22 protein-coding genes are annotated in these 23,819 nt (G+C 68.2%); 12 read left to right on the top strand and 10 right to left on the bottom strand.

Translation table 11 applies throughout. From position 1 onward, the window contains the following. Window positions 1-16 precede the first annotated feature (16 nt). The gene (locus tag NR798_RS31045; RefSeq protein WP_375766138.1) at window positions 17-1,378 is read right to left on the bottom strand and encodes an amidohydrolase family protein; all 1,362 of its coding nucleotides are present in this window, start codon (window positions 1,376-1,378) and stop codon (window positions 17-19) included. Between the two features lie 434 nt (window positions 1,379-1,812). Between NR798_RS31045 and NR798_RS31040 the strand changes: the two genes are divergently transcribed. Then, window positions 1,813-2,181 carry a hypothetical protein gene (locus tag NR798_RS31040; RefSeq protein WP_375766137.1) on the top strand — a complete coding sequence of 123 codons (369 nt, stop codon included), beginning with the start codon at window positions 1,813-1,815 and terminating at the stop codon, window positions 2,179-2,181. Window positions 2,182-2,192: 11 nt separating this feature from the next. Beyond that, entirely contained in the window at window positions 2,193-2,558 is a 366-nt protein-coding gene (locus NR798_RS31035) for an Hpt domain-containing protein (RefSeq protein WP_375766136.1), read from the top strand. A gap of 376 nt (window positions 2,559-2,934) precedes the next feature. Here the strand turns inward: NR798_RS31035 and NR798_RS31030 are convergent, their stop codons facing one another. Continuing rightward, entirely contained in the window at window positions 2,935-4,383 is a 1,449-nt protein-coding gene (locus tag NR798_RS31030) for a DUF4419 domain-containing protein (RefSeq protein WP_375766135.1), read from the bottom strand. 281 nt (window positions 4,384-4,664) lie between these two features. Here NR798_RS31030 and NR798_RS31025 point away from each other — a divergent pair, with 281 nt between their 5' ends. Further along, window positions 4,665-5,096, top strand: a complete 432-nt coding sequence (locus tag NR798_RS31025; RefSeq protein WP_375766134.1) for a hypothetical protein — start codon at window positions 4,665-4,667, stop codon at window positions 5,094-5,096. A 104-nt stretch (window positions 5,097-5,200) separates the two neighbouring features. Here NR798_RS31025 and NR798_RS31020 read toward each other — a convergent pair whose 3' ends face one another. Both NR798_RS31020 and NR798_RS31015 read right to left on the bottom strand, forming a co-directional pair. After that, window positions 5,201-5,980, bottom strand: a complete 780-nt coding sequence (locus tag NR798_RS31020) for a zinc-dependent metalloprotease (RefSeq protein ID WP_375766133.1) — start codon at window positions 5,978-5,980, stop codon at window positions 5,201-5,203. A gap of 141 nt (window positions 5,981-6,121) precedes the next feature. Further along, window positions 6,122-6,781, bottom strand: coding sequence for a hypothetical protein (locus NR798_RS31015; protein WP_375766132.1), 660 nt, complete (start codon window positions 6,779-6,781; stop codon window positions 6,122-6,124). A gap of 315 nt (window positions 6,782-7,096) precedes the next feature. On the opposite strand from NR798_RS31015, the gene NR798_RS31010 reads away from it, so the two are divergent. The 3 genes from NR798_RS31010 (at window position 7,097) to holA (ending at window position 10,504) form a co-directional block, all read left to right on the top strand. Further along, complete coding sequence (locus NR798_RS31010) at window positions 7,097-8,026, top strand: TIGR02757 family protein (protein ID WP_375766131.1); 930 nt, start codon at window positions 7,097-7,099, stop codon at window positions 8,024-8,026. 136 nt (window positions 8,027-8,162) lie between these two features. After that, entirely contained in the window at window positions 8,163-9,191 is a 1,029-nt protein-coding gene (holB, locus tag NR798_RS31005; protein ID WP_375766130.1) for a DNA polymerase III subunit delta', read from the top strand. Further along, a complete protein-coding gene (holA, locus tag NR798_RS31000) occupies window positions 9,188-10,504 on the top strand; it encodes a DNA polymerase III subunit delta (RefSeq protein ID WP_375766129.1) in 1,317 nt (438 codons plus the stop codon). The genes holB and holA overlap by 4 nt, the downstream gene beginning before the upstream one ends. Here the strand turns inward: holA and NR798_RS30995 are convergent. Continuing rightward, window positions 10,464-11,018: an Lrp/AsnC family transcriptional regulator gene (locus NR798_RS30995; protein WP_375766128.1), complete on the bottom strand. Its 555-nt coding sequence runs from the start codon at window positions 11,016-11,018 to the stop codon at window positions 10,464-10,466. The two genes, holA and NR798_RS30995, sit on opposite strands and share 41 nt — an antisense overlap. Window positions 11,019-11,184: 166 nt before the next feature. Between NR798_RS30995 and NR798_RS30990 the strand changes: the two genes are divergently transcribed. The 3 genes from NR798_RS30990 (at window position 11,185) to NR798_RS30980 (ending at window position 14,635) form a co-directional block, all read left to right on the top strand. After that, entirely contained in the window at window positions 11,185-12,042 is an 858-nt protein-coding gene (locus NR798_RS30990; RefSeq protein ID WP_375766127.1) for an alpha/beta fold hydrolase, read from the top strand. Window positions 12,043-12,062: 20 nt separating this feature from the next. Next, the gene (locus NR798_RS30985) at window positions 12,063-13,265 is read left to right on the top strand and encodes an ATP-binding protein (protein ID WP_375766126.1); all 1,203 of its coding nucleotides are present in this window, start codon (window positions 12,063-12,065) and stop codon (window positions 13,263-13,265) included. A gap of 128 nt (window positions 13,266-13,393) precedes the next feature. Further along, a complete protein-coding gene (locus NR798_RS30980; RefSeq protein WP_375766125.1) occupies window positions 13,394-14,635 on the top strand; it encodes a trans-sulfuration enzyme family protein in 1,242 nt (413 codons plus the stop codon). Between the two features lie 296 nt (window positions 14,636-14,931). Here the strand turns inward: NR798_RS30980 and NR798_RS30975 are convergent, their stop codons facing one another. The 4 genes from NR798_RS30975 to NR798_RS30960 form a co-directional block, all read right to left on the bottom strand. Next, complete coding sequence (locus NR798_RS30975) at window positions 14,932-15,426, bottom strand: serine/threonine protein kinase (protein WP_375766124.1); 495 nt, start codon at window positions 15,424-15,426, stop codon at window positions 14,932-14,934. Between the two features lie 11 nt (window positions 15,427-15,437). Further along, a complete protein-coding gene (locus tag NR798_RS30970; RefSeq protein ID WP_375766123.1) occupies window positions 15,438-16,367 on the bottom strand; it encodes a DUF2381 family protein in 930 nt (309 codons plus the stop codon). 9 nt (window positions 16,368-16,376) lie between these two features. Continuing rightward, entirely contained in the window at window positions 16,377-16,919 is a 543-nt protein-coding gene (locus NR798_RS30965) for a hypothetical protein (protein WP_375766122.1), read from the bottom strand. Between the two features lie 90 nt (window positions 16,920-17,009). Beyond that, on the bottom strand, window positions 17,010-17,804 hold the full coding sequence (locus NR798_RS30960) for an NRDE family protein (RefSeq protein WP_375766121.1): 795 nt from the start codon (window positions 17,802-17,804) through the stop codon (window positions 17,010-17,012). 116 nt (window positions 17,805-17,920) lie between these two features. Here NR798_RS30960 and metG point away from each other — a divergent pair, with 116 nt between their 5' ends. Genes metG through NR798_RS30945 form a run of 3 tightly spaced genes read left to right on the top strand, consistent with a single transcriptional unit; the run spans window position 17,921 to window position 21,800 of the window. After that, entirely contained in the window at window positions 17,921-20,029 is a 2,109-nt protein-coding gene (gene metG, locus NR798_RS30955; RefSeq protein ID WP_375766120.1) for a methionine--tRNA ligase, read from the top strand. 2 nt (window positions 20,030-20,031) lie between these two features. Beyond that, window positions 20,032-21,012, top strand: a complete 981-nt coding sequence (locus NR798_RS30950; RefSeq protein WP_375766119.1) for a HEAT repeat domain-containing protein — start codon at window positions 20,032-20,034, stop codon at window positions 21,010-21,012. Then, a complete protein-coding gene (locus NR798_RS30945) occupies window positions 21,009-21,800 on the top strand; it encodes a TatD family hydrolase (protein ID WP_375766118.1) in 792 nt (263 codons plus the stop codon). The genes NR798_RS30950 and NR798_RS30945 overlap by 4 nt, the downstream gene beginning before the upstream one ends. A 57-nt stretch (window positions 21,801-21,857) precedes the next feature. Here NR798_RS30945 and NR798_RS30940 read toward each other — a convergent pair whose 3' ends face one another. Beyond that, complete coding sequence (locus NR798_RS30940) at window positions 21,858-23,819, bottom strand: HD domain-containing phosphohydrolase (RefSeq protein WP_375766117.1); 1,962 nt, start codon at window positions 23,817-23,819, stop codon at window positions 21,858-21,860.

Below are 23,819 nucleotides of genomic sequence, written 5' to 3'. Positions count from 1 at the left end.
CCCCCCTCTCTTCCTCTCAGAAGAGCTCGCGCTGGACTCCCGCCGCCTGGAGGAGGTAGTCCCTGGACGCCTCGAGGGCAGTGCGGAGGCGGGGCCAGTTCACATCGAGCAAGGCTCCCCGCCACTTGCGGATCCTTCCCGCGACGATGACCGTGTCCACGTTGCTGCGGTCCATCAACGTGACGACGGCCCCCGGCACGTTGTTGAGCGGGGCCACATTGAGGGCATCCGCGCGCAGCATGACGATGTCGGCCTCCTTGCCCGGAGTCAGCGAGCCGGCCTTGTGGGAGAGCCGGGCCACCCGGGCCCCCTCGACCGTGGCGAAGCGAATCACATCGCGGCACGTGAGGAGCTCGGGCAGGTTCGTCTCGCCATTGAGCGCGCGCTCGTTGATGAGCGCCCGCTGGAGCGTGAAGGCGGTCCGCATCTGGGTGAAGAAGTCCGCGGTCATCGTGCACTCGACGTCCGTGCTGAGCGCGGGCTGGACGCCATGATCGAGCGCGGACTGGAGCGGCGGCATGCCGTGCCGCATGGCCATCTCGATCGGGACGGCGATCGAGACGCTCGCACCCGACTGGGCGATCGCCTGCCAGGAGCCCTCCGAGATGCGGCTGGCGTGGATGAACACGAGGTCCGGCCCGAGCAGGCCCTCGCTCGCGAGCTCCTCCACGAGCGTTGCCTGGCCGATGCTGCCGACGAGGTGCGTCACGATGGGCAGGCCATTCTGGCGCCCGATCGCCCAGTAGTTCCGGAACGCGGGGTCGAACACCTCTCCGCCCATCGCCAGGGTCAGGAGTTGATCGGTCGAGGAGAAGTACTGGCTGCGGAGCCGCTGGAGATCATTCGGGAAGATGTTGCCGGGGCCCGCACCCGGTGAGTACACGAAGACCGCGCGGCGGCCCGCTTCCTGAAGCCCCTGGATGATGGCATCGGTGTGCGCCGGAGTATGGCCTACCTGCGACGTGTCGACGACCGTGGTCACCCCCGCGTCCAGCTGGCTGAGCGAAGCGACGAGCTCGGCGATGTATGCGTCCTCCGGCCTGAAGACGGGCGTGATCTTGAAGTGGATGTAGTCGAGGTAGTTCTTCTCGCCGTGCGGCAGCCCGTCGTTGAACAGCAGGCCGTCCGACAGGAAGCTCCGCAGCGCCGTCTGGTATTGGTGGTGGTGGGTGTCGATGAACCCAGGCATGACGATCATGCCCGCGGCGTTGATGATCGCCGCACCGGGAGCATGCAGGTTGGCTCCCACCGCGATGATTCGCTTGCCTTCGATGAGCACGTCGCCCTGGGCGAAGTTTCCCACCTGGGGATCCATGCTGAGGACCGCGCCGCCTTTCAGCAGGTAACGCCGGTGCGAAGCACCGGTCTCCCTGGGCATGTCACGCTCCCTGTCAGCGCTCTCCCGCGACAGGTCACCCTGGGCGGGCGCTGCCAGCGCGGGGAGGGGCGCCGAAGCGACCGCTGCGGCACCGAGGGCGGAAGCCCCCCTCGAGAGAAACTCGCGACGGGAGGAGCCCTCCTTCGCTGGCTCACTGGCGTGGTTCGAGTCGTTTCCACAGAGCATCCGGCACATGTTGCGTTCCCCCTCTGGACTCACCAGAGCCTTTGGTCGTGCTGCGTCATTCGCGAGGCAGCAACGCCGACTTCCAAGGATTTGAAGAATAGCCTGTGATAGGGCACAGCGTCGAGCCTCATCCTCGGCGCAGGCGGCGGGTCCGATTCCCGCCGCCTCCCAACCAGGAGCTGCCCCTGTCATTCTTCGACACGCAGGTCCGGACCCTCGCGGCGACGACACCGGATACGGTCGCGGCGGTGGCCGCCGCCGATCTCGCCCAGGAGCGGATGGTCGTCGTCATCAAGGGCCCGCGCACCGCGGTCAACGCCACGCTAGCGGCGGCCGGTCAGAAGGCGGAGATCATCGAACAGGGCGTCGCGGCCAGGTCGCCGACCCTCCTGTGGCACATCCCCCCAGCAGCACGACCACCGCGCACCACAGCCCCACCCACCGTGCTGCAACTCCCTGTGTCTCTTCCTTGCCTGGCCTCCTGGGCGGGGAAGGCCCCGCTCCTCGTGCCAACATCGAGCCAAAACAGGGTTCTGTCTGTCGTTGACGTGAAGCTGCACTGTGCCGAGACGGCCTTGCTGGAGATGTTGGAGGGAGGTAAGCGCGCGGCGGTGTAGACTGGGCGGTCATGGACGCCGCCCTGCCCGTGCTCGACCTGGAGCATCTCTCGCGCCTGTGTCAGCTGACCGGCGCGGACGGGCCGGGCAAGCTGGCGGAGCTGTTCCGGTTCTTCCTCGACAGCGTGCCCCCCCAACTCGAGCGCATGCGGCAGTTGCTGGCCCGGAGCGAGTGGGCGCCCCTGGCCCGCGAGGCCCACGCGCTGGCCGGCAGCAGCGCCATGTACGGCATGCCCCGGGTCCGGTTGCGCTGCAAGGCGCTCGAGGGGCAGGCCAAGGAGCCGGTCCCCCTGGGCATGGGGGAGCTCTTGGCGGCCGTGGAGACGGCCTTCGCCGAGGCCCTCCCCCTGTTGAGGGCCGAGATGGCCCTGGAGTGAGCTCAGGGGGGGAGGAGGCACCGCACCCTCGTACGTCATGGGCCGCGGGGTTTCGCCATGACATTGCCTACCGCTGGTATTCGCCACGCAAGCGGCGACGACGATCTCCATCGGGTATGAGCAGGCTCCCAGTCCGGCCCTCACTGTCGCAAGCACTGCCGAGGGGGCCCAGTAACTTCTGGCGAAGGACTCGGAGCGCGCCTCGCGCTTCTACGCGGGGGTATTCGGGTGGAACGTGCGCACCGACAACGCGCTGGGCTACCGCACCATCGAGACGGGGCGGGCCGAGGCCTCGACGGAGGCATCTGGCCCGCCCCGCCCGACGGCCGCGCCACCGTGCAGCTCTCAAGGAAGCGCGGCCCGTGCCTGGCCAGGTTCATAAGGCCATGCGCTGGCCTGGCGTGAACCCCGGCTCATAGCAGTACGGGCGGCCCTTCGAGTTGAGCGCGCGCCGCAGGAACTCTCCCAGGTTCTCGGCGACGCACACCCCGTAGGGGGCCTGGGTGTTCTTCACCCAGATGATGGGGAGCCGTGAGCCGCCCTCGAACCAGAAGGCCAGGAAGCTCCCATCCGCCAGGTCGCAGAACCGCATCCAGCAGCGACTGCAGAGGAACGGTGCCTCGGAGGAGGGGAGCAAGCGCCACCAGCGATTCTCCATCCGGAATTCGAACTCCTCCGCGGAGCGGAGCCGGTACGTAGGCCTGCCCGGCTCACCGAAGAGCGAGGCCCCATCGCAGGTGCTGTACAGGCGGTCGACCTCCGCCGGGATCCCTGAACGCATCAACGCCTCCTTCCAGCGCGAGCGCCGGTCCGCCGGGAGCGGGGGCACCACCGGGTGCTCGTCCGTCAGGCGCCACAGCATGGCGTCCACGTCTAAAGCCTTGTGGACGACCCAGCCCAGCTCGGGGCGCAGGGCCAGGGTCCGCGAGGACTGGCTCACCCCCAGGAAGCCCGCGACGATGGCCAGTGTCCCTCTCTTCGGGCCGTCCGGCGTCTGCACCTCGAGGACGATCGGGGCGCGAGACAGGCCGGTGGGCAGCGCCGAGCTCGAGATCCACCCGGGCGCATACGCATCGTCCCCGCTGGAGTCCGGAGGGGACTCGAACACCGGGTTCTTCATGTGGTAGTGGCCGCTGGAGTTGCGGATGAATGGGAACAGCTTGCAGATCCACCCGTTGATGGTCTCCGTGCCGTAGGCCTTGCGGAGCTTGTAGATGGAGCGCCAGAAGTCCCGGTCCGCGTGGCCCTGGGCAGCCCGCACGAACTGGTCACACAGGGGCAGCAGGTGTTGGGCCCACCAGTCCAGCCCGTAACGGGAGAGTTGCTCGACCTTCTCCCGGAGTCGGCTCCAGTCCGCCGGGGTCCCCTCGAGCGTGACGGTTGGGATGCCGCAGATGCAGCTGATGACGTAGTCGAAGTACTCGCGCAGCGCATCCATCAGCACCACCTGGCTGACCACGCGCTCGATGGTGCCCGTCGTCGAGAAGTCGCACACCATCAGCTCGTGCAGGGCCGAGCTCTCCTCGTGCAACTGTGCCGAGAATTCACCGATGACGCCGTTCCAGAAGTCCTCCGAGGCGAGGTTCTCCGCCGACCGCGAGACCACGAGTTGCTTGCGGCCCTGGTGCCGCACCAGGTCGGAGCGCAGGGCCTCCGCGTTGCGCACGATGTGCATCGCGAGTCCCTGGGCGATGGTGACCCAGACCATGTCGGGCGAGAGCACCAGGGGGCGGTGCTCGCTGAAGGCCATGTGCACCGCGGCCACGAGCGGGTGGGTGTCGAGCGGTCTGATGAACCGCGCCTGCGCATGCGATGTGCCGAGCACGGGCTCCGTCACCCTCGAGGCCAGCGACCTGGCGAGGCTGCACTCCTCCAGGAGACGCTGGGCTGGGACCACATCGTCCACGGCGAACGTGACGCTTTGGACCATGTCTGAGATGACACAGCACCTGCCCGTCCTCGCGCAATGGGCGCGGCCCCGCGGTCACGGGTTGATGACAGCAAGCGAACGGAAGACGACGGAGTCGTTCCAACAACGTTGCTTCTTCGGCGAGGCCTTGGGTGAATGGTGGAGGTTGTTGCTCATTCCCTGGGGGTGATTTCGCCATGCAACCAATCTCGGGAGACGTCTTCCCTCCTGAATACAAGTCCTTTCCCTTCAAGGAAGGGGATCTCCTCTCCAGTCAAGGACGCGATGGCAAGTACTCTGTCTCAAAGGTTCTGAGGGTCGATCACGTTACGGTCAAGAAGGGAGCATCCATCAACATCCAGGGCCAGGTCTTCGTCGCCCCCGAGGATGACTTTCTCCTGATCATCAGCAGCGCACACGGGAAGCCTGAGTTTGGCTCGATTGAAGAAGCGCAAGCAGCCGCCAACACCGGCGCCTGGAGCATTGCAATCGGGCACATTCCGAACCGTGCTCCCGGTGCGGCGTATGGAAAGACACTCGTGGGTCACCGGCCGGTACAGGAAGACGAGCTGACTGGCTACAAGCAGTGGAAGGCCGCATTCGATAGAGGTGCGGCGGGTGTGTTTTGAGGGCCTGTTGAATCAGGCCCGGCAGGCGCGGGGATGAAAACGGGACGAGACTGCGCGACCTGCCGCGGCTTCGTTCCCGCCGCCTCCATGCGCTTGACGCCTTCTCAGGCTCCGCAGCTGTAGAGGTATCTCAACGCAACGATGTCGGAGCTGGTGAACTCGCCGGTGGGGTTCGAGTAGCAGGCGTTCATGAGGGAGCCTCCCACCGTGGACGTGCTCGGCGTCCCGGGGATGAGGATGGCACCCACGCCAGCGGCTCCTTCGTTGGTGCCAGAGGCGCAGCTGATGACCTGATTGTAGTAGTCCGAGTGGCGGAGCCCGAGCGTGTGGCCAAGCTCGTGGGTGATGACGTGCTCGACCACGTCAACGCTGTAGCTGGCCAGCCCGATGCCGATATTGATTTGTCCGTAGGGAAGGCCACCCGAGGGATAGCCAGAGGAGCCGCTGGTGCCGGAGACGGTCTGCACGGTGATGTTCGCGTTGCAGCCGGTGGTGGGTCCCCGTGCCATGGAAAAGCAGAGCCCCAGGGCATTGTAGTTCTGGAGCGCCAGATCGAGCCCCTGGCTGAGCCGGGCGTAGCTGTTGAACGTGGAGGTGGGATTGACGCAGATCTTCTTCACGGTGGCGGTGCTGACGAGATTGGTCGTCCTGTATTGCTCCGCGCTCCCTTCTCCGCGCTGGAGCATCTCGCGGGAGGCCTCGAGGGGCACGTGAGCGTCGCCCCCTACGTACACGGCCTCCTCGACGACCTTGATGTCGTCAGCCTTGAACCCGGCCTCGAGCAGGTTGGAGATGATCTCCTGGTTCTCGAGCCGCGGGTCGACACCGCAGCCGGCCAGCACCGCGCCACAGCTCACCACGAGGACTGCCGCTCTCTTGAACATGATTCGTTTCCCTCCAGCGTCGGGCGGACAAAAGACTCTCTAGGGCATTCTACCTTTAAATAACAGTAAAGTCTGATTAACGGTTGAGCCCCGGAGCGTTCTCAGAGGAGCGCCGCGACGAGTGAGCCGCGCCAGGACTGCTCAGAGCGTCTTGTCGAGCAGGGTGCTGCGATAGACCGTGATGTTCCCAGAGGGTGGTGCCGCGAACGTGAGCCACGGGCGGGGCGGCAGTGGCAGATCGACGCTGCAGACGCGAATCGTTCTCGTGCGCGCGATGGACTCGAGGTCGTCCAGAACCTTCTCCAATCGATTGCCACTGAAAGGGCAGTACAAGAAGAAGATCGACCCGATGGTGATGTAACCGGTGAGCACCGCCGCATCGCCCTGGATCTGAGAAAAACGCAACGCGTTCAAGCGCGTTGTGAGGTCACGTGAGGCGTGGACGAGCTCCGGCTGAATCTCGATGCCAATCGCCGAGGCCCCGGTCAAGAGGTGCACCAGCGCGGCAGCCCGCCCCACGCCCGAGCCAACATCGACGAACACGTCGGAAGCCTGCACCCGTGCGCACTCCACCATTCGAAGGAGCGCATCGACAGGGCAGGGCAGGTAGGGAACGCAGCCTCGAGGAAGCTCGGGTCCATCGGCGGGAGACGAGTCGAGCCCCAGGACCCGATCGAGCCAGGCATCCCGCTCGGCGGGAGGAACACTCGTCAGGGCCGTGCGGAACACAGCCGGGGTGGCCTGAGCGTTCAAGAGCAGGGAACGAATCCACTCGGCGCTCTCGCGGTGCGTTTCTTCCACGGTCTCCAACGTACCGGAACCTCTGGCATGACGTCGAGCCCTGGGGGCCGAAGCCCTCTTCAACGCGCGCAGGCGCCGGCAGCTTGTTGGTGTCTCCGAGCTGCTCCATTCCGCGAATCAGATTGGAAAGCCCCTCATGATCGGGTTGATGGCCGGTGGGCCCGCCGCGCTCTTCGTCCCGCTCGCCTATTCTTCGAGTGGGAACGGCGCTGAAGCGCTCGGAGCGCCTCGAATCGCCGAACAGCTCCGCGTAGCCGCCATTCGGATGAACTCCGTGGCGGAGCGCGTTGCTCCAGGCTACGGAGTATCTGAACCATGCCCCCGAGAGCTCGAGGACATACCGGGCTGAGCCCGCGCGAGGCCGAGCGCCTGCGCCCCTGTCTGGATGCCTTCCTGGCATCCACGGACAGCCAGGCGCGCATCGCGTTTGATCCGCTGGAGTTCCCCCACCGCTACCGCGACCCCCGGGACATCGAGGTGAGCGCGCTGCTGGCCGCGGCCCTGGCGTACGGGCGCGCGGACCTGTTCCGCCCCAAGGTGGATGCGTTGCTCCAGCGCATGGGCCCGTCCCCGGCCGCCTTCGTGCGCGCGCTGGACGTGGCCGGGGCGCGCGAGCTGCTCGCGGGTTTCGTCTACCGCTTCAACGTGGGCACCGACGTGGCCGTGCTGCTGCTGGGCATGGGCCGGGCCCTGCGCGAGCTCGGGAGCCTGGAGGCGCTCTTCGTCCAGGGGTTGGAGGCCCGGGGCTCCTGGCACGGCGCGCTGGATGCCTTCACCTCCGCTCTGCGTGAAGTGCCCATGGAGCCGCTGCGCAAGGTGCTCGGGCCCGAGCGCGGGTTGCAGCACCTGTTGCCCTCGCCCCTCGGGGCCGGCGCGGCCAAGCGGCTCAACCTGTTCCTCCGATGGATGGTGCGCGGGCCCGATGGCGTGGACCTCGGCATCTGGAAGCGCGTGAGTCCCTCGGCGCTGCTCATCCCGCTGGATACGCACATCGGGCGCATCTCGAAGCACCTGGGGCTGACTCGCCGGAATGACTTGAGCTGGCGCACCGCCGAGGAGGTCACGGCCTCGCTGCGTGCCCTGGATGCCGCGGACCCCGTGCGCTTCGACTTCGCGCTGTGTCACTACGGCATGAGCGGCGTGTGCCCCACGAAGCCCATTCCGGAGAACTGCTCCCGGTGCAAGTTGCTCCCCGCCTGCTCCGTGGGACAGAAGACCGTGAAGGCACGGAGTCGGGCCAGGTGAAGACCCTCACCCCAGCCCTCTCCCAGGGGGGAGAGGGGGCATCCACGGGGGCGGGAGGGTTTTCCCAGAGGCGGGCGGGGGTTGGGCTACCCGCTGAGTGGTTGACGGGTGCTCTCCAAGCGGGGATACACGCGCCATGACGTTGGCCTCGGTCGTCGGACAGCCTCGCGCCATTGATGCCCTCCTCGCGGCTCTGCGCGGCGGCTCCGTTCATCACGCCTACCTCTTCGCCGGGCCCGAAGGCGTCGGCAAGGAGCTCGCCGCCGTGGGGCTCGCCCAGGCCCTCACGTGTCCGGAGAAGCCCAACGAGGGCTGTGGCTCCTGCTCCAGTTGCACCCGCATCTCCAAGGGCGCCCACCCGGATGTCTCCTGGCTCATGCCCGATGCCCAGCGTGTCGAGCGCGGGCTCGCGGGGCGCTCGGACATCCAGGGCACCCCCAGCCGGGAAATCCGCGTGGAGCAGATCCGCGGCCTGCTCGAGCGCATCACCCTGCGCGGGCTCGAGTCCAAGCGCAAGGTGGCCATCGTGGTGGACGCGCACACGATGAACCCGCAGGCGCAGAACGCCTTCCTCAAAACGCTCGAGGAGCCGCCCTCGGACACCACGCTCATCCTGCTGGCCTCGGCGCCGGACAAGATGCTGCCCACCATCCGCAGCCGCTGCAGCAAGGTGCACTTCGGCCCGCTGCCCGTGCAACTCGTCGCCGAGCGGCTCCAGAAGGAGCGCAAGCTGGACCCCCAGACGGCGGAGCTCGCGGCGGTGATGGCGGGCGGCAGTCTGGGACGGGCGCTGGCGCTGGACCTCGACGCGCTCGCGGCGCGCAAGGACATCATCAGCGGCTTCGAGGCCCTCGAGCCCGGCGAGGTGGGCGCCCTGTTGCGCTGGGCCGAGACGTTCGGCGCCTCGCGCGAGCTGGCCGAGCAGGCGCTCTCCATCCTCTCCATGTGGACGCGGGACGTGTCGCTGGCCAAGGCGGGCGTGGAGCGGCTGGCCAACCAGGACATGTTGCAGCTGGCGCAAGAGGTGGCGGCGCGCACGCACGAGACGGTGCTGCACCGCCGGCACGCGCTGCTGGAGAAGACGAAGGCGACCATCGTGGAGCGCAATGCGGCGCCGAGGTTGCAGCTCGAGCGGATGCTCATCGAGCTGCTGGAGGGGCGATGAGCGCGGACATCGACGACGTGCTGGACGAGGCGAAGGCCGGCAAGGTGGCTCCGCTCTACCTGCTGTGGGGCGAGGAGTACCTGGTGCGCCGGGGCGCGGACGACCTGGTGAAGGTGCTGCTGCCGGACGCGTCGGCGGGGCTGAACTTCGCGGTGCTGGACGCGGGCTCGCCGCGCGAGGTGGCGCAGGAGCTGGCCACGTTGCCGCTCTTCCCCGGGCGCAAGGTGGTGCTGGTGCGCGACCCGGAGTTCCTCGCGCCGAAGAAGGGCCGAGGGGACGCGCTGGGCAAGGCGCGCGAGGCGTGGAAGGCGGGCAAGCGCAAGGAAGGCGCGCGGCGGCTGCTGGCGCTGGCGGCGCGGGCGGGGTGGGGTGCGGACCAGCTCGATCCGGGAGCCTCGGGCGCGCCGTCGGTGGAGCAGTGGAAGGACGAGCTGAACGTGGACCTCGCCGAGGCGGACCTGGTCTTCCTCAAGGAGGTGGCCACGTTCTGCCGCGAGGAGCGGATTTCCGCGCCCGAGGGTGACGCGAGCGCGCTGCTGGAGCTGTTCCAGAAGGGCGTGCCGCCGGGGCATGCGCTGGTGCTGGCGGCCTCGGAGGTGGACGCGAAGAGTCCGCTGGTGAAGCTGGCGGCGGAGAAGGGCCGCGTCGTCGAGCGCAAGGTGGCGGCGCGCCACAAGGACTTCGAGCTCGAGCCGCTCGCCGAGGAGTTCCTGCGGCCCTTCAAGAAGAAGCTGGGCAAGGGCGCGGCGGAGCAGCTCAAGGAGCGCATCGGCGGCAACGTGCGGCTCCTGCAGTCAGAGCTGGAGAAGCTGGCGGTGTACGCGCAGGGCGCGACGATCGAGGCCTCGGACGTGGCGCTGCTGGTGGCGCACACGCGCGAGGAGGAGTTCTTCGAGCTGTCCGAGGCGCTGCAGAACCGCAACTTCAAGGCGGCGCTGGACTACACGATGGACGCGATGGGGCAGGGCGTGCACGGGCTGCAGCTGCTGGGCGCGGTGGCCTCCATCACCCGCGGCATGCTGGAGAACCACGAGCGGCTGGAGAAGTACGCGGGAGGCTCGCTGCCGCGCTCGTACAACGACTTCAAGTCGCGGGTGTTCCCCCGGGTCGAGGAGGAGGCCAAGGCGGCCAAGGGCAAGGCCCCGCACCCGTACGCGGCGTTCCTCGCGATGCAGGGGGCGGCGCGTTACAAGCGGCGCGAGCTGCTCGACGCGCTGGTGGCCTGCGCCGACGCGGACCTGGCCCTCAAGTCCTCCGCGAGCAGCAAGCTCGTCATCGAGCGGTTGCTCTGGACCGTTTGCGGGAGCGCTTGACGGGCTCGGCGGTGGGAGCCGGGCGCCGCGGGGCTTCCCGCGGCCCGTAGAGCGGGAGCCCGGGGCTGCGCACGTACTCGAAGATGAGCGACGTCTCCAGGTGGGCCACCTCGGGCCGGGTGGTGAAGGCGTCCATGCCCAGGTCCCTCAGGTGGTCCGCGTCCCGCACCGCCACGTGCACGAGGAAGTCGTTGGCTCCGGCCACGTGGTAGACGGCCAGCACCTGCGGCAGCGAGAGCGCGTGGCGGCGGAACTCCTCCACCATCTCCCGCGAGTGCTGCCGCAGCCGCACGGCGATCATCGCCTGCAGCCCGATGCCCACCGCCCGCGCGTCCACCTCGGCGTGGAAGGACTTGAGCACGCCCGTTTCCCGCAGCCGCGTCACCCGCGCCAGGCAGCTCGACTGCGCCAGCCCCACCTCGGCGGCCAGCTCCTTGTTCGACAGCCGCGCGTTCTTCTGCAGCGCCTCCAGGATGGCGTAGTCGATGGAGTCCAGGTTCGAGGTTCCTTCCATGTATGGAAGCGTATTCCAGTCAGCGTGGATTCACCCGGCCCAAGTGTCGAACTTCGAACCCGTTTCTGGCTGAAACCTGGACCACCGAACAGAAAGCCGGGGCGGGTCCGGCGAAGCGGCCCTCGGCGCTGGTGGGGACCCGGCTCAAGCGGTAACGCATGAAGTCATGCTCCACCATGAAGACACGGCTCTCCGGGCTTCGAGGCCCCTGACCCAGGACATCCTCACCCGGAACAACGTCAAGGTGATGGGCAGGGGCACCCAGCCGATCCTCTTCGCGCACGGCTTCGGCTGCGATCAGCACATGTGGCGCTTCGTGGCCCCCGCCTTCGAGGCGAACTACCGGGTGGTCCTGTTCGACTACGTCGGCTCGGGCAGGTCGGAGCTCCGCGCGTACAACCCCGAGCGGTACTCCAGTCTCCATGGCTACGCGGAGGACATCCTCGACATCTGCCGGGCGCTCGACTTGAAGGACGTCATCTTCGTCGGGCACTCCGTCAGCAGCATGATCGGCCTGCTGGCCGCCATCCGCGAGCCCGAGCGCTTCCAGCGCCTCGTCTTCGTGAGCCCCTCGCCCCGCTACATCAACGAGGCCCCTGGCTACGTGGGAGGGTTCGAGCGGCACGACATCGAGGAGCTGCTGCAGACGATGGACAAGAACTTCATCGGCTGGGCCAACTTCCTGGCGCCGGTGATCATGAACAGACCGGACCGGCCGGAACTGAACCAGGAGCTGACGGAGAGCTTCTGCTCCACGGATCCGACCATCGCCCGGCGGTTCGCGGAGGTGACGTTCTTCTCCGACAACCGGAAGGATCTGCCCAAGCTGACGGTCCCCTCGCTCATCATCCAGTGCTCGGAGGATCTGATCGCCCCCAGGCAGGTGGGCGAGTACCTCCACCAGAACCTGGCGCGCAGCACGCTGCGGATCACCCAGGCCACGGGGCACTGCCCGCACATGAGCGCTCCCGAGGAGACCATCTCCATCATCCAGGACTACCTGGCTCAGGCCTCCATGTCCTGAGGCCGCGTGGGGTAGAAGCCATGGCGATGCAGCCCGTGGAAGATCTGCTGAACTTCGCGCCTTGTGGCTTCTTCTCGTTCACCGATGACGGGGCCCTCGTGGCCGTCAACGACACGCTGGCGGGAATGCTGGGGTACGCCTCCGGAGAGCTGGTGGGCAGCCGCGTGGAGTCGCTCCTGACGCTGGCGAGCCGCATGTTCTACCAGACCCACCTCTTCCCGCTGGTCCGCATGCACGGGAAGGCGGAGGAGATCTTCCTCTCGCTGCGCTGCAAGAGCGGGGAGAGCCTCCCCGTGCTCCTCAACGCCGTCCGCAAGGAGCGCGAGGGCGGGGTCGTCAATCAATGCGCGCTCATCCCGGTGCGCAACCGGGGGAAGTACGAGGACGAGCTGCTGGCGGCGAAGCGCGTGGCGGAAGAGGCGCTGCGGAGCAACGAGGAGCTGATCCAGGCCCGGCAGGAGCTGGAGCTGCATGCCCGGGAGCTGGACCGGAAGCTCCACCGGCTGGAGCAGAAGAACCAGGAGCTCACCCGCATCAGCACCATCCTGTCCCATGACCTGCGAGAGCCCATCCGCAAGCTCTCCATGTTCTCGAGTCTCTTCACCCAGCAGGACCGGGAGGGGCTGTCGGCGACGGGCCAGCGCTCGCTGGATCGAATCAAGGTCCAGAGCGCGAGGATGGAGCAGCTGGTCCTGGCGCTCCAGGAGTTCGTGTCGCTGGACGAGACCCACGAGCCGCTCGAGGAGGTGGCCCTGGGCGACCTGGTGGGCAGCGCCCGGCAGCTCGTGGCCCAGAGGGCCGGAATGGCCATGGAACTGCGCAGCGGGGAGCTCCCCGTGCTCCAGGGCCGGCGCCGGCAGCTGATGATGCTGTTCTTCCAGCTGCTCGACAACGCGGTGAAGTTCCGCCGGCCCGAGGAGGACCCGCGGATCGACATCGAGTGCTGCCTCATCCAGCACAACAGCTACCGGGCGAACACGGGCAAGTACCACTACACCGACTTCGCGCGCATCGTCTTCGCGGACAACGGGCGGGGGTTCGACAACCGCTACAGCGACTATGTGTTCGAGGCGCTGAGGAAGCTGGATCCGGACAGCCCGGGGCAGGGCATCGGGCTGGCCATCTGCCGCAAGGTGGTGGAGAACCACAACGGCTCCATCACAGTCGAGTCGGAGCCGGGCCGGGGAACCCGGTTCACCATGCTGCTGCCATTGCGGCAGTGAAGGGGCCCGGCCGAAGCCAATTCGGTCCCGCCCGGGTTTCGCCGGGGGCTTCCGCAGCCTATTCGATGTCTCTCCGACGCGAGGATGCGTAATTTCTTCCCGTGCCCTGCTGACGGGAGGAAATTCGGATGAAGAAGCTCGGATTCGAAACGCGTGCGGTCCACTCCGGCCGGGAGGATCTGGCGGATCTCGGCGTCCACGCGCCGCCGATCGATCTCTCCACCACCTATCCCGTGGGAAGCATGGGGGGCATCGGCGAGTGCTTCGACGCGCTCGCCCAGGGTGGTCCCCTGCGCGACAACCCCATCTATGCCCGGCTGCACAACCCCACCGTGGTGCGCTTCGAGAAGGCGCTGGCCGCGCTGGAGGGGGCCGAGGAGGCGGTGGCCTTCGGCTCGGGCATGGCCGCGCTGACGGCGGTGCTGCTCGCGGCGCGCCAGGGGGGCAAGCACGTGGTGGCCTGCCGTCCCGTCTACGGCGGCACGGATCACCTGCTGGACAGCGGCCTGCTGGGCGTGGAGGTCACCTGGACGCATCCGCACCACGTGAGCAAGGCGATGCGTCCGGACACGGCGCTCGTCGTCCTGGAGACGCCGGCCAACCCCACGCTGGCGCTCATCGACATCGCCCGGGTGGTGGCCCAGGCCGGCGAGGTGCCGGTACTGGTGGACTCCACCTTCGCCACGCCCGTGCTGCAGAACCCGCTCGCGCACGGGGCCTCGCTGGTGCTGCACAGCGCGACGAAGTTCCTCGGCGGGCACGGCGACGTCATGGGCGGCGTGGTGGCCACGAATGCGGCCTGGGCGGCGCGGCTGCGCCAGGTGCGCATCGCCACCGGCGGCGTGCTCCACCCCGAGGCGGGTTACATGCTGCACCGCGGCCTGGCGACGCTGCCCGTGCGCGTGCGTGAGTCGCAGCGCGGGGCCATGTTCCTCGCCCAGCGGCTGGCCTCTCACCCCGCCGTGTCCCGCACGTGGTACCCGGGGCTCGCGGGGTGTGATCCCGAGGGCCTCATCGGGCGGCAGATGCGCGGGCCCGGGTGCCTCCTGTCCTTCGAGGTGGCGGGCGGCGCGAAGGCGGCGGCCCAGGTGATGGAGCAGGTGGAGCTGCTCACCCCGGCGGTGAGCCTCGGCTCGGTGGACACGCTCATCCAGCACCCGGCGAGCCTCACGCACCGCATCGTGGACGAGAAGAACCGCGAGGCCGGTGGCATCTCCGCGGGCATGCTCCGGGTCAGCGTGGGCCTGGAGAACCCCGAGGACCTCTGGGCGGACCTGCAGCGCGCGCTGGACGCGGTGCAGCCGCTCGGTCACGGGGTGGGGGAGGGTGCCGCGCTGGGCCGAGGTGGAAACCTCAGGCTCCAGGGCTGAGAAGGAAGAAGTCGCTGCCCGAGTGGAGATGCCGTTTGGTTGGCTGACCATTCCAGGTCATGGGCGGAGTCGAACCGCGATCGTTTTTCAGACGATTACCAGTGCGTGTTCGGCATCTCCGGCCGGGCAGCTACCTCTAGGGACGAAATGCCGCGGGAAATCCTGACAAGGGACGCGGCATCCGGGGGCGCGGGCAGGGGAGGCCGTGCCACTCACTCGTTGACGTCAACGAGTGACTCGTCCGGCAGGTGTTTCAAGCCCGCGGCCTTCAGAAGGCGTTCTGCTGAAGCCCGCGCTCAGCGGAACGAATCGACGATGTCGACCCCCGAGACGGAGAACTCAAGGATGGCGGTCCCGGGCAGCGAATCGGGCCGCTTCCGGAGCTGATTCTCACTCAGCCGGGCCACCGCGCAGATGGGCACCTTCTCGCTATCCGGCGGGTGGGCCTCGTAGTACCGGATGACGACCTGGGGACCGCCCGTCCAGACCTGCCCGTACAAACGGGTGGTGGCTTCGAGCGTACCGAGATCATTCTTCAGCATGCTCTCGATCGGTCCATCGTAGAGCGTGATGGGCTTTGACTTGATCTGGTTCGCGTCGAGTTCCACCCATGCGCCGTCCCCGACGCGCAGCTTCATGTAACGCATCGCCTTCTTGGACTCCTCCGGGCATTCCTGAGGGCCCGGACTTCCATCGGGGCGCAGCGCCACACCTCCACTAGTCGCTGTGCAGCCAGAGGACGTACCGAGGAGCACAACGGAGCCGATGAGGAGCGCTTTGGTCATGGGCATGAACGGCACCTCTACTTCCGAATCAGCGTGTGATCCAGGTTCACGAGTACCTGCAGGTTCCCGTCCTCGCGGAAGATCTCCAGGGCCAGATTGACGAGGCCTTCCTTCGACTCGAAGGCTCTCTGGTCCGCCACCACCGCGATTCTTCCTGACTGACCAGGAACGAGCTCGGCCCGTTCCATGCGAATCGCGAAGGGTCGAGCCGTGTGGGACGTGAGATCGGCGGACAACCGAGCCTCCCTGAACTTCCAGGGCTCGTCATTGTACGTGTTGGTCAGGTGAATCATGGCCGCTGCTTTTCCTGGCCCTGAGAAGACCTCGACCATGATGTCCATGTCTCCGTCCTTCATGACCGCGGCTTGCTCTCTACGAAAGGGTGTCTTCTCCACCTGCCCATTGACGAGAAGCGTGGCGAAGGCGTGGTCCACCGAGTTCTCTTCCTTCTTGAGGCGCTCGTTCTCCTCACTCAGCTTGAACTCTCTCTTCAGTGAGTCGTCGAGGGCCGAGCGCATCGCGTCGTAGCTCTCGCGGTCCTTGAACACGTTCACCTGATGGTCCGTCCACCCCCACTTCTCACGGCGGGGTGGCCTCACGAGGAACGCATGCTCGGTCCCATCCGCGAGCGTCACGAGCAGCGGAACCCGCTCGTCCTCGCCGAGGTCACGCAGCGGCTCCAGCACCACCTTCTTGCCCCCCACGAGCGGGCGCTCGAACCGGCCCTCCCACCCCATGAGCTTGGTACCGGCCGGATCACACTCCTGCTCGAAGTGCAGCACGGTGGACACCTTCCCTGACACGTAGATGTTGGGGGTCGTCTGGGCGGGGTGGTCCGAGATCAACAGGGTCCTGATCTCGGTCTTCACGCCGGGCTCCAGGGCCACCGCCACGGACGCCAGGAGGACCAGGACGGGGACAGCCCGGATGAATGGATGGGTTCTCATGGCCGACGCTCAGGGTCCGAGCACGGAGAAGACCACCTTGCGGTGGTAGTTGGTGCTGCCCTCGTGCGAGCGGAAGCGCCGGGCCATCCTGGCGAGCCGGTAGGTCAGGGCCTCGTACTCGCCCCGGCTCACGCTGCGCAGCGACATGTACAGGCGCGCCGCCGCTCGCAGGTACGAGAAGAGCGGGTGGGCATCCTCGCCATCCGGGTCCCGGCGCAGCAGGCGGTAGAGCCGCTCGAACTCGGCATCCGTCTCGGGCCGGTTCATCGCCGTGCAGTAGATGCCCGCCGTCGACTCCAGCAGGCCCAGGAAGGACTCGTGATGCGGAGGCGTCTGCATCAGGAACGGCGTCATGTCCGTGGCCGTCCAGAGCCGAGAGATGGGCTCGAGCTTCACCTGCGCCATCGTCCAGGACTCGTCCACCACGGGCACCTCTTCACCCAGCGATATGGCCTGCCCCTGCTGCGTGAATTGGATGGCCACCTGGAGCCGCTCGGGCCAGTCCAGCGCGAGCCCCGCACGCTCCAACTCCTGCCGCACCCTCAAGTCCATTCCTCTACCTCCCAGGTCGAGGCGAGGATGCTACTTCTCCCGTGGGAAGTCGAGACCTCTTCGGTCGGGTCCCCTGCGTGACCTGGGCCGTCACCCTGGGTAGAGCAGGGGCGTGACGTCCTGGTAGGGCCCCTGGCACGGGGTCACGTCGGCGGCGAGGTAGTGGCCCACCCGTCCGGGCGCCAGCGCGACGATGGCCGACGAGCGCGTCCCATATTCCGGCGTATGGATGCAGAGCGCCTGGTATTGGAGGATGCGCTCGTGCAGCTCTGGGGGGTACTCCTCCAGGAGGAACTCCGGCGCGCACTCGGGCAGCAGGTGGTCCGCCAGCAGCGTCTGGAGGTCCTGCACGGCCTCGGGCCAGGGCTTCCGGGCGGCCTTCTCGGCCAGCTTCCGGGCCCTCGCCACCTTGGGCAGGGCCGGGGTGTCGAGCACGTCGTTGGGCAGCACGTGGACGCCCGGCGGGACGTCCTCCTGGTGAATCCGCTCGGAGTCCGGACGGGCATACGCCACCCGCAGCACCCCGGCGTCTCCATAGAGGAGGTTGAAGGGGTTGTACTCCCGGGCATCCAGCCCCGCGAGGTAGCGGTCGACCCCTTCCACGCTCCCAGCTTGCAGGGCGCTCAGCACCACCTCGCCCCGGGAGCGAGGGGCCCGCGTCAGGTTCGCCGAGCCCCGCTGGTTCGTCAGACCGACGAAGAAACCGCCGTCCGTTACCCCCATCCACGTCCCCTGACGCTCCAGGTCGCGCCCTCCGACGACCCGGGGAGTGGGGGACAGGACCTGAGGACCAGCGGCCGGGCGGGCGTACAGCTCATCGCGGTTGGCGGCCAGCACGAGCGGCCACTCGGGGTGGACGTGGCGGAGGATGACGATGGTGCACATCGTGTGGGGTCGAATAACAGCTCCGGGGCCCCGGTGCATCAGGTGCGTTCCTTCGTTAGTTCCCGATGACCGGAGCCCTTCGAGCGGCTAATGTCCGCCCCCCCTCAGGAGAACCCATGGCGGAGAGAATCCTCGTCACCAGCGCGCTGCCGTATGCCAACGGCCCCATCCACATCGGCCACGCCGTCGAGTACGTGCAGACCGACATCTACGTGCGCTTCCTGCGCTCCTGCGGCAAGGACGTCGTCTACTTCTGTGCCGATGACACCCACGGCACTCCCATCGAGATCAACGCCGCGAAGCAGGGCATCAAACCCGAGGAGTTCGTCGCCCGCTGGTACGAGTCGCACCAGGCGGACTTCCGCGACCTCGGTGTCAGCGTGGACTACTTCCACTCGACCAACTCGCCCGAGAACAAGCACTACGCCGAGTTCATCTACGGCAAGCTGAAGGAGCAGGGCGACATCGAGAAGCGCGACATCGAGCAGGCCTACTGCGAGACGGACAAGCGCTTCCTGCCGGACCGCTTCATCAAGGGCACCTGTCCCAACTGCAAGGCGCCGGACCAGTACGGCGACGCCTGCGAGAAGTGCGGCAAGGCCTACGCCTCCACGGACCTCATCGAGCCCCGGTGCGCCCTGTGCGGCACGCCGCCGGTGCGCCGCAAGTCCTCGCACCTGTTCTTCAAGCTGTCGCGCCACGGGGACTTCCTGCAGGAGACGCTGCGCAAGCCCGGGTTCATCCACCCCGGCCTCGCCACCCAGCTCCAGGGCTTCTTCGAGCAGGGCCTGGCGGACTGGGACATCAGCCGCGACGGCCCCTACTTCGGCTTCGCCATTCCGGGCGAGACGGACAAGTACTTCTACGTCTGGCTGGACGCCCCCATCGGCTACATCGCCACCACGGAGAAGTGGGCGAAGACGACGGGCAAGGCCCAGAGCGCCCTGGACTACTGGGCCGAGGGCAGCGACGCCCGCATCATCCACTTCATCGGCAAGGACATCGTCTACTTCCACGCGCTCTTCTGGCCCGCCGTGCTCAAGGAGGCTGGCCTCAAGCGGCCCGAGAGCGTGAAGGTGCACGGCCACCTCACCGTCAACGGTGAGAAGATGAGCAAGAGCCGCGGCACGCTCATCCCCGTGCGCTCCTACCTGGAGCACCTGGATCCGAGCTACCTGCGCTACTTCTACGCGGCCACGCTCGGCGCCGGAGTCGAGGACCTCGACCTGAGCCTCAAGGACTTCCGCCTCCGGGTGAACGGCGAGCTGGTGAACAACATCGGCAACCTGGCCAACCGCAGCCTGTCCATGCTGGCGGGTGGGGCGCTGGAGAAGCGGCTGGCTCCCGCCACGAAGGAGGGTCCCGGCAAGGCGCTGGTGGAGGCCGCGCTGGCCCGTGTCCCCGAGGTGCGCGAGGCGTTCGAGAAGCTGGAGTTCCGCAACGCCATCCGCGTCATCACGGAGATCTCCCAGTCGGCCAACGCCTTCCTCCAGACCGCGGCTCCGTGGGCCAAGGTGAAGACGGACCCCGAGGCGGCTCGTGCTGACTTGAGCGACGCCGCCGAGGTGGCCTACCTGCTGGGCGCGCTGCTCACACCGGTGATTCCGCGCGTGACGGAGAAGCTCTTCGCGCAGCTCAACGCGCCGGCGCTCACCTTCGAGGCGCTCGCCACCGCGCGCTACCCGCTGCTCGACCGCAGCCGGCCCGTGGGCACCCCCGAGCCGCTCCTGCCGCGGCTGGAGGAGGAGCGCGTCAACGCCATCCTCGGCCAGACGCCCGCCGCCGCCGAGCCGGCCAAGGAGGAGAAGAAGGGCAAGGGGGACAAGGCCGAGAAGAAGGCCGCGGAGCCCAAGCCCGCCGAGGCCAAGGCCGCCGCGCCCGCCGCCGAGGCCGCTCCGGGGGAGATCGAGATCGGTGACTTCGGCAAGGTGGTGCTCAAGGTGGGCAAGGTGCTCGCCGCCGAGCGCGTGCCCAAGGCGGACAAGCTGCTGAAGCTCACCGTGGACCTGGGCGAGGGCCAGCCGCGCACCATCTGCTCCGGCATCGCCGAGGCCTTCCAGCCCGAGCAGGTGCAGGGCCGCAGCGTGGTGGTGGTGGCCAACCTCAAGCCGCGCATGCTGCGGGGCATCGAGTCGCGCGGGATGATTCTCACCGCCGGACCTGGCGGGAAGAACCTCTCCTTGCTGGATCCGGGAGACATGCCTCCCGGCTCCGAGGTGAAGTGAGCGTGACGGACTGGCGGGCCGAACGGGACCGGGCGCTTCTCGCCCTCGAGCGCGAGAAGCACCCCGGTTTGCGCATGGAGGCGGCGGAGCTGCTCTTCCACCTCGCGGCGGAGGATGCCTCGCGCGCGTCCGAGCTCACCGCGGCGCTCCAGCGGCTGCTCGCCGACAAGCAGGTGGCCGTGCGCCGCATGGGCGTGGGCATGGCCACCGCCGTGCTCCCCTCCGAGGAGCTTCCCGGCTTCCTCGCCACGCAGCTCGCCGATGAGGAGAGCCTCGTGCGTCTGGAGGCCGCGGGGCGCCTCGCGGATCTCGCCCAGCCCGACTGCCGCGGGCTGCTGGCCCGGGCCCTCGAGGATCCCGTCTTCGAGGTGCGTTTCGAGGCCGCCCGGGGCATGGCCTCCCTCAAGCACCCCGCGGGGCTGGAAGTCCTCGTGGAGGCGCTCGAGGAGGATCTGCTCCGCTTCCGTGCGCTTGGGGCGCTCGCGGAGCTGGGGGATGCGCGCGCACTGCCGGCCGTGCAGCGTCTGTTCCACCGGTGGATGCTGCCGGCCTTCGATAGGACGCAGGCGGCCGGGGTGCTCGCGAAGCTGGGCGACGCCGAGGGGTCCGCGTGGCTCCTCAAGCGGACGCAGCGGCGGCGGTGGAGCTGGGCCCAGGACCGGGCCCTCGCCGTGGAGCTGTGTGGCGAGGTGAAGGCTCCGGGCGCGCTCGAGCGGTTGCACGCCATCATCACCGAGCCGAAGGACGATTGCCGGGGCGCGGCGGCGCGGGGACTGGGCCGCCTGGCGGACCCGAAGGCCCTGCCGTGGCTGCTCGCCCTGCTCGATGAGCCCGGGGTCCACGAGGACTACCGGCTCGATGCCGCCGAGGGCCTGTGGCTGCTCGGCGTTCCCGAGGGCCGTGACCGCGTCCGCGCGGTGCTGCCCTCGTTGTCGCAGGAAGCCCGTGCCGAGCTCTCCGAGCTCATCCAGGAGATGCCATGAGGCTCGTTGATTCCCACTGCCACTTCGATCGTGCCGACTCCGCGTACGTGAACGCCGCGCTGGAGCGCGCGCGGGCCGCCGGGCTGGTGCATGCCGTCATCGTCGGCCAGTTCCAGGGCCCCGGTGATTGGGGCATCGCGCTGGAGGTCGCCGCCGCCCATCCGGAGTTCCTCACGGCCACGCTCGGCATCCATCCGCACGAGGCGGCCCGGGCTACCGAGGCGGACCTGGAGCACCTGGAGCGCACCTGTGCCCGTCCGGAGATCCACGCCGTGGGCGAGGCCGGGCTCGACTACTACTACGAGCACTCCGCCCGGGACGTGCAGCGGCAGGTGTTCCGCAGGCAGTGCGTGCTGGCGAAGCGCCTGGGCAAGCCGCTCGTGGTGCACGTGCGCGAGTCGACGCAGGGCGGGGATGCGCATCCCGAGTGCGAGGCCATCCTGAAGGAGGAGGGCCTCAGCAAGGGCGTCATCCACTGCTTCACTGGGGACACCGAGGCCGCCCGGCGCTACCTGGACCTGGGGTTCATGCTGTCGCTGTCGGGCGTCGTCACCTACAAGAAGACCGAGGCGCTCCAGGACGCCGTGCGCTTCGCTCCGTTGGACAGGCTGATGGTGGAGACGGACAGCCCGTACCTGGCGCCCATCCCCTACCGAGGGAAGAAGAACGAGCCCTCGTTCGTGGTCGAGACGGCGAAGAAGGTTGCGGAGTTGAAGGGCGTGACGCTCGATCGGGTGGCCGAGGTGACCACGGCCAACGCGGCGGCGCTGTTCGGTTTCACGGTGTGACGTGGCGGAGGGGAAGACCCTCACCCCAGCCCTCTCCCAGAGGGAGAGGGGGCGTCCTCACACAGTAGGCATGGACATGGTCGGCCGGCGCATCGCGACCTGTTGCGCGAGCACCTCCAGGTCCTTGTCCATCTGCGGCGTGTCCAGGAGCAGCGAGTCCGGGTCGTAGCGGAAGTCCGCCTGCTGGAAGCCCAGCAGCGTCTGCATGGCCTGCTCGCCGTTCTGCGTCGCCACCGTGGCGTAGACGAGCTTTCCCTGCTCCAGGTGCAGGTAGCCCTCGTGCGCGTTCTGCTTCAGGTACAGCCGCCCCGACTTCTTGCCCGCTGCCAGCAGCTTGAGCAGTTGCGCCGCGGGCAGCTCGTCCAGGCTGCCGCGCACCACCCGGGCCGGGCCGTTGTGCTGGATGCGATCGTCGTAGAGCGTGCGGATCGTCTTCGCCGCCTCTTCCGGCTGCGTGGGAGGCAGCACCGCCGTGGCTCCGCCCATCATCAGCCGCTCGCGCGTGCCCGAGTCCGGGTCCCCGAGCACCACCACCGGCAGGCCCGCGTGCTCCGGTGAGGAGCGGGTCGCCTGCAGCAGCCCCAGCACCTCGTCCAGCCCGAACTTCAGCCCCACCACCAGCACGTCGCAGTCCTGGTACCCCAGCGCGTCGTACGCCCCGTCCAGGGACGACAGGGCGTGCACCACCAGCCCCTGCTTCTGGGTGGACTCCAGCAGGTCCGTCCGCGTGCCTTCTTCCGGCTCCACCACGAGGATCTGCCGCCCGTCGTTGACGATGCGCTGGCGCAGCAACTCGCCCGTCTGCACCTGCATGACGATGTCCGCCACCAGCGGGTCGTACAGCTTGCCCGAGTTCTCCCGCAGGTGCTCCAGCGCCTGCTCCTTGGTCAGCAGTTTCCCAAGAGCGTTGGCCGGGTTCTTCGTCAGCTCCAGGTAGCTGTCCACCGCCGCGAGGATGCGCGCGCCCAGGGTGATGTCATCGCCCTTGGCCCCCTGCGGCGTCCCCGAGCCGTCATAGGCCTCGTAGAGCTGCGCGAGCATGGTGTTCACCTGCACCGGCAGGTTCACCGACTCGAAGAGCTTCGTGGGCACCCGGCAGTAGCGCTTGGCGTCCGCCATCCACTCCGGGTTCACCGCGTTGCTCGCCAGGCAGAAGTGACGCTCGGCCGGCTTGCCCAGGTCGTGCAGGTAGCCCGCGATGGCCACCGCCGCCACGTCCTTGGGCGGCATTCCCAGGCGCCGCGCCACCACCGTGGCCTGGCGCGACAGCTGCGCCGAGTGCCCCCGGTGGTGCTTGCGGTCCCGCTCCTGCATCGTCACCAGGATGCTCAGCGTCTCGATGTAGTCCTTGTCGCTCACCGTCCCGCGCGAGCCCGGGAAGGGTTCGCCGCTGGACGTCTTGCTCCGCCCCTGCGTGCCCGGGCGCTGCGGCCGCAGCCGGGTGTCCGTCTCGAGGCGCAGCTGGAGGCTCATCCTCGGCGCCTGCCCCGAGGTGCTCTCGTAGGCGCTGGCCATGGTGGACACGTCCGCTCGCGTCTGCGCGGTCACCACCTCCAGCGAGGCGAACGCCGTCGTGTCTCCGTAGTAGTGCTTGCGGATGGCGGCGGCGATGGTGCTGCGCAGGCCCACGTACGCGTAGACCTCCGCCATGCCCGTCACCAGGGCGATCTCGTCCAGCAGCTTCTTGTTCTGCGGCTCGGCCGCCACCACCGACAGCAGTTGGCGCTCCGGGTCGATCGCCAGCGGAAGCACGTTCTGCGCCTCCGCCAGCCGCACCGGCACCTTGTCCAGCACCTCCGTGGGAATGCGGGCCTTGGCCAGCTTCTCCGCGGAGACGAAGCGCGTCTGGAACTCGGCCGCCAGGAAGCGCAGCAGTGCCGCCTCCTGGAGCAGGCCGATCTCCACCAGGCAGTCCCCTAGCCGGTGGCCGGTGATCTTCTGGTGCTCCAGCGCCTTCTGGATGGAATCCGAGGTGACGAGCCCCGCCTCGACGAGGCGCTCGCCCAGTTTCTTCGCCAT

It is taken from the genome of Archangium gephyra (assembly GCF_042230915.1).
Taxonomy (GTDB): Bacteria; Myxococcota; Myxococcia; order Myxococcales; family Myxococcaceae; genus Archangium; species Archangium gephyra_B.
This window is presented reverse-complemented; position numbering and strand designations above follow the sequence as displayed.

Coding starts and splice junctions, on each gene's coding strand:
- NR798_RS30960 (WP_375766121.1), bottom strand. CDS start 17,804: ATGTGCACCATCGTCATCCTCCGCCACGTCCACCCCGAGTGGCCGCTC.
- NR798_RS30940 (WP_375766117.1), bottom strand. CDS start 23,819: ATGGCGAAGAAACTGGGCGAGCGCCTCGTCGAGGCGGGGCTCGTCACC.
- NR798_RS31010 (WP_375766131.1), top strand. CDS start 7,097: ATGCCCCCGAGAGCTCGAGGACATACCGGGCTGAGCCCGCGCGAGGCC.
- NR798_RS31020 (WP_375766133.1), bottom strand. CDS start 5,980: ATGTTCAAGAGAGCGGCAGTCCTCGTGGTGAGCTGTGGCGCGGTGCTG.
- NR798_RS30995 (WP_375766128.1), bottom strand. CDS start 11,018: ATGGAAGGAACCTCGAACCTGGACTCCATCGACTACGCCATCCTGGAG.
- NR798_RS30985 (WP_375766126.1), top strand. CDS start 12,063: ATGGCGATGCAGCCCGTGGAAGATCTGCTGAACTTCGCGCCTTGTGGC.
- NR798_RS31025 (WP_375766134.1), top strand. CDS start 4,665: ATGCAACCAATCTCGGGAGACGTCTTCCCTCCTGAATACAAGTCCTTT.
- holA (WP_375766129.1), top strand. CDS start 9,188: ATGAGCGCGGACATCGACGACGTGCTGGACGAGGCGAAGGCCGGCAAG.
- NR798_RS30980 (WP_375766125.1), top strand. CDS start 13,394: ATGAAGAAGCTCGGATTCGAAACGCGTGCGGTCCACTCCGGCCGGGAG.
- NR798_RS31045 (WP_375766138.1), bottom strand. CDS start 1,378: ATGCCCAGGGAGACCGGTGCTTCGCACCGGCGTTACCTGCTGAAAGGC.
- NR798_RS31035 (WP_375766136.1), top strand. CDS start 2,193: ATGGACGCCGCCCTGCCCGTGCTCGACCTGGAGCATCTCTCGCGCCTG.
- NR798_RS30990 (WP_375766127.1), top strand. CDS start 11,185: ATGCTCCACCATGAAGACACGGCTCTCCGGGCTTCGAGGCCCCTGACC.
- NR798_RS30970 (WP_375766123.1), bottom strand. CDS start 16,367: ATGAGAACCCATCCATTCATCCGGGCTGTCCCCGTCCTGGTCCTCCTG.
- holB (WP_375766130.1), top strand. CDS start 8,163: ATGACGTTGGCCTCGGTCGTCGGACAGCCTCGCGCCATTGATGCCCTC.
- NR798_RS30965 (WP_375766122.1), bottom strand. CDS start 16,919: ATGGACTTGAGGGTGCGGCAGGAGTTGGAGCGTGCGGGGCTCGCGCTG.
- NR798_RS30945 (WP_375766118.1), top strand. CDS start 21,009: ATGAGGCTCGTTGATTCCCACTGCCACTTCGATCGTGCCGACTCCGCG.
- NR798_RS30975 (WP_375766124.1), bottom strand. CDS start 15,426: ATGCCCATGACCAAAGCGCTCCTCATCGGCTCCGTTGTGCTCCTCGGT.
- metG (WP_375766120.1), top strand. CDS start 17,921: ATGGCGGAGAGAATCCTCGTCACCAGCGCGCTGCCGTATGCCAACGGC.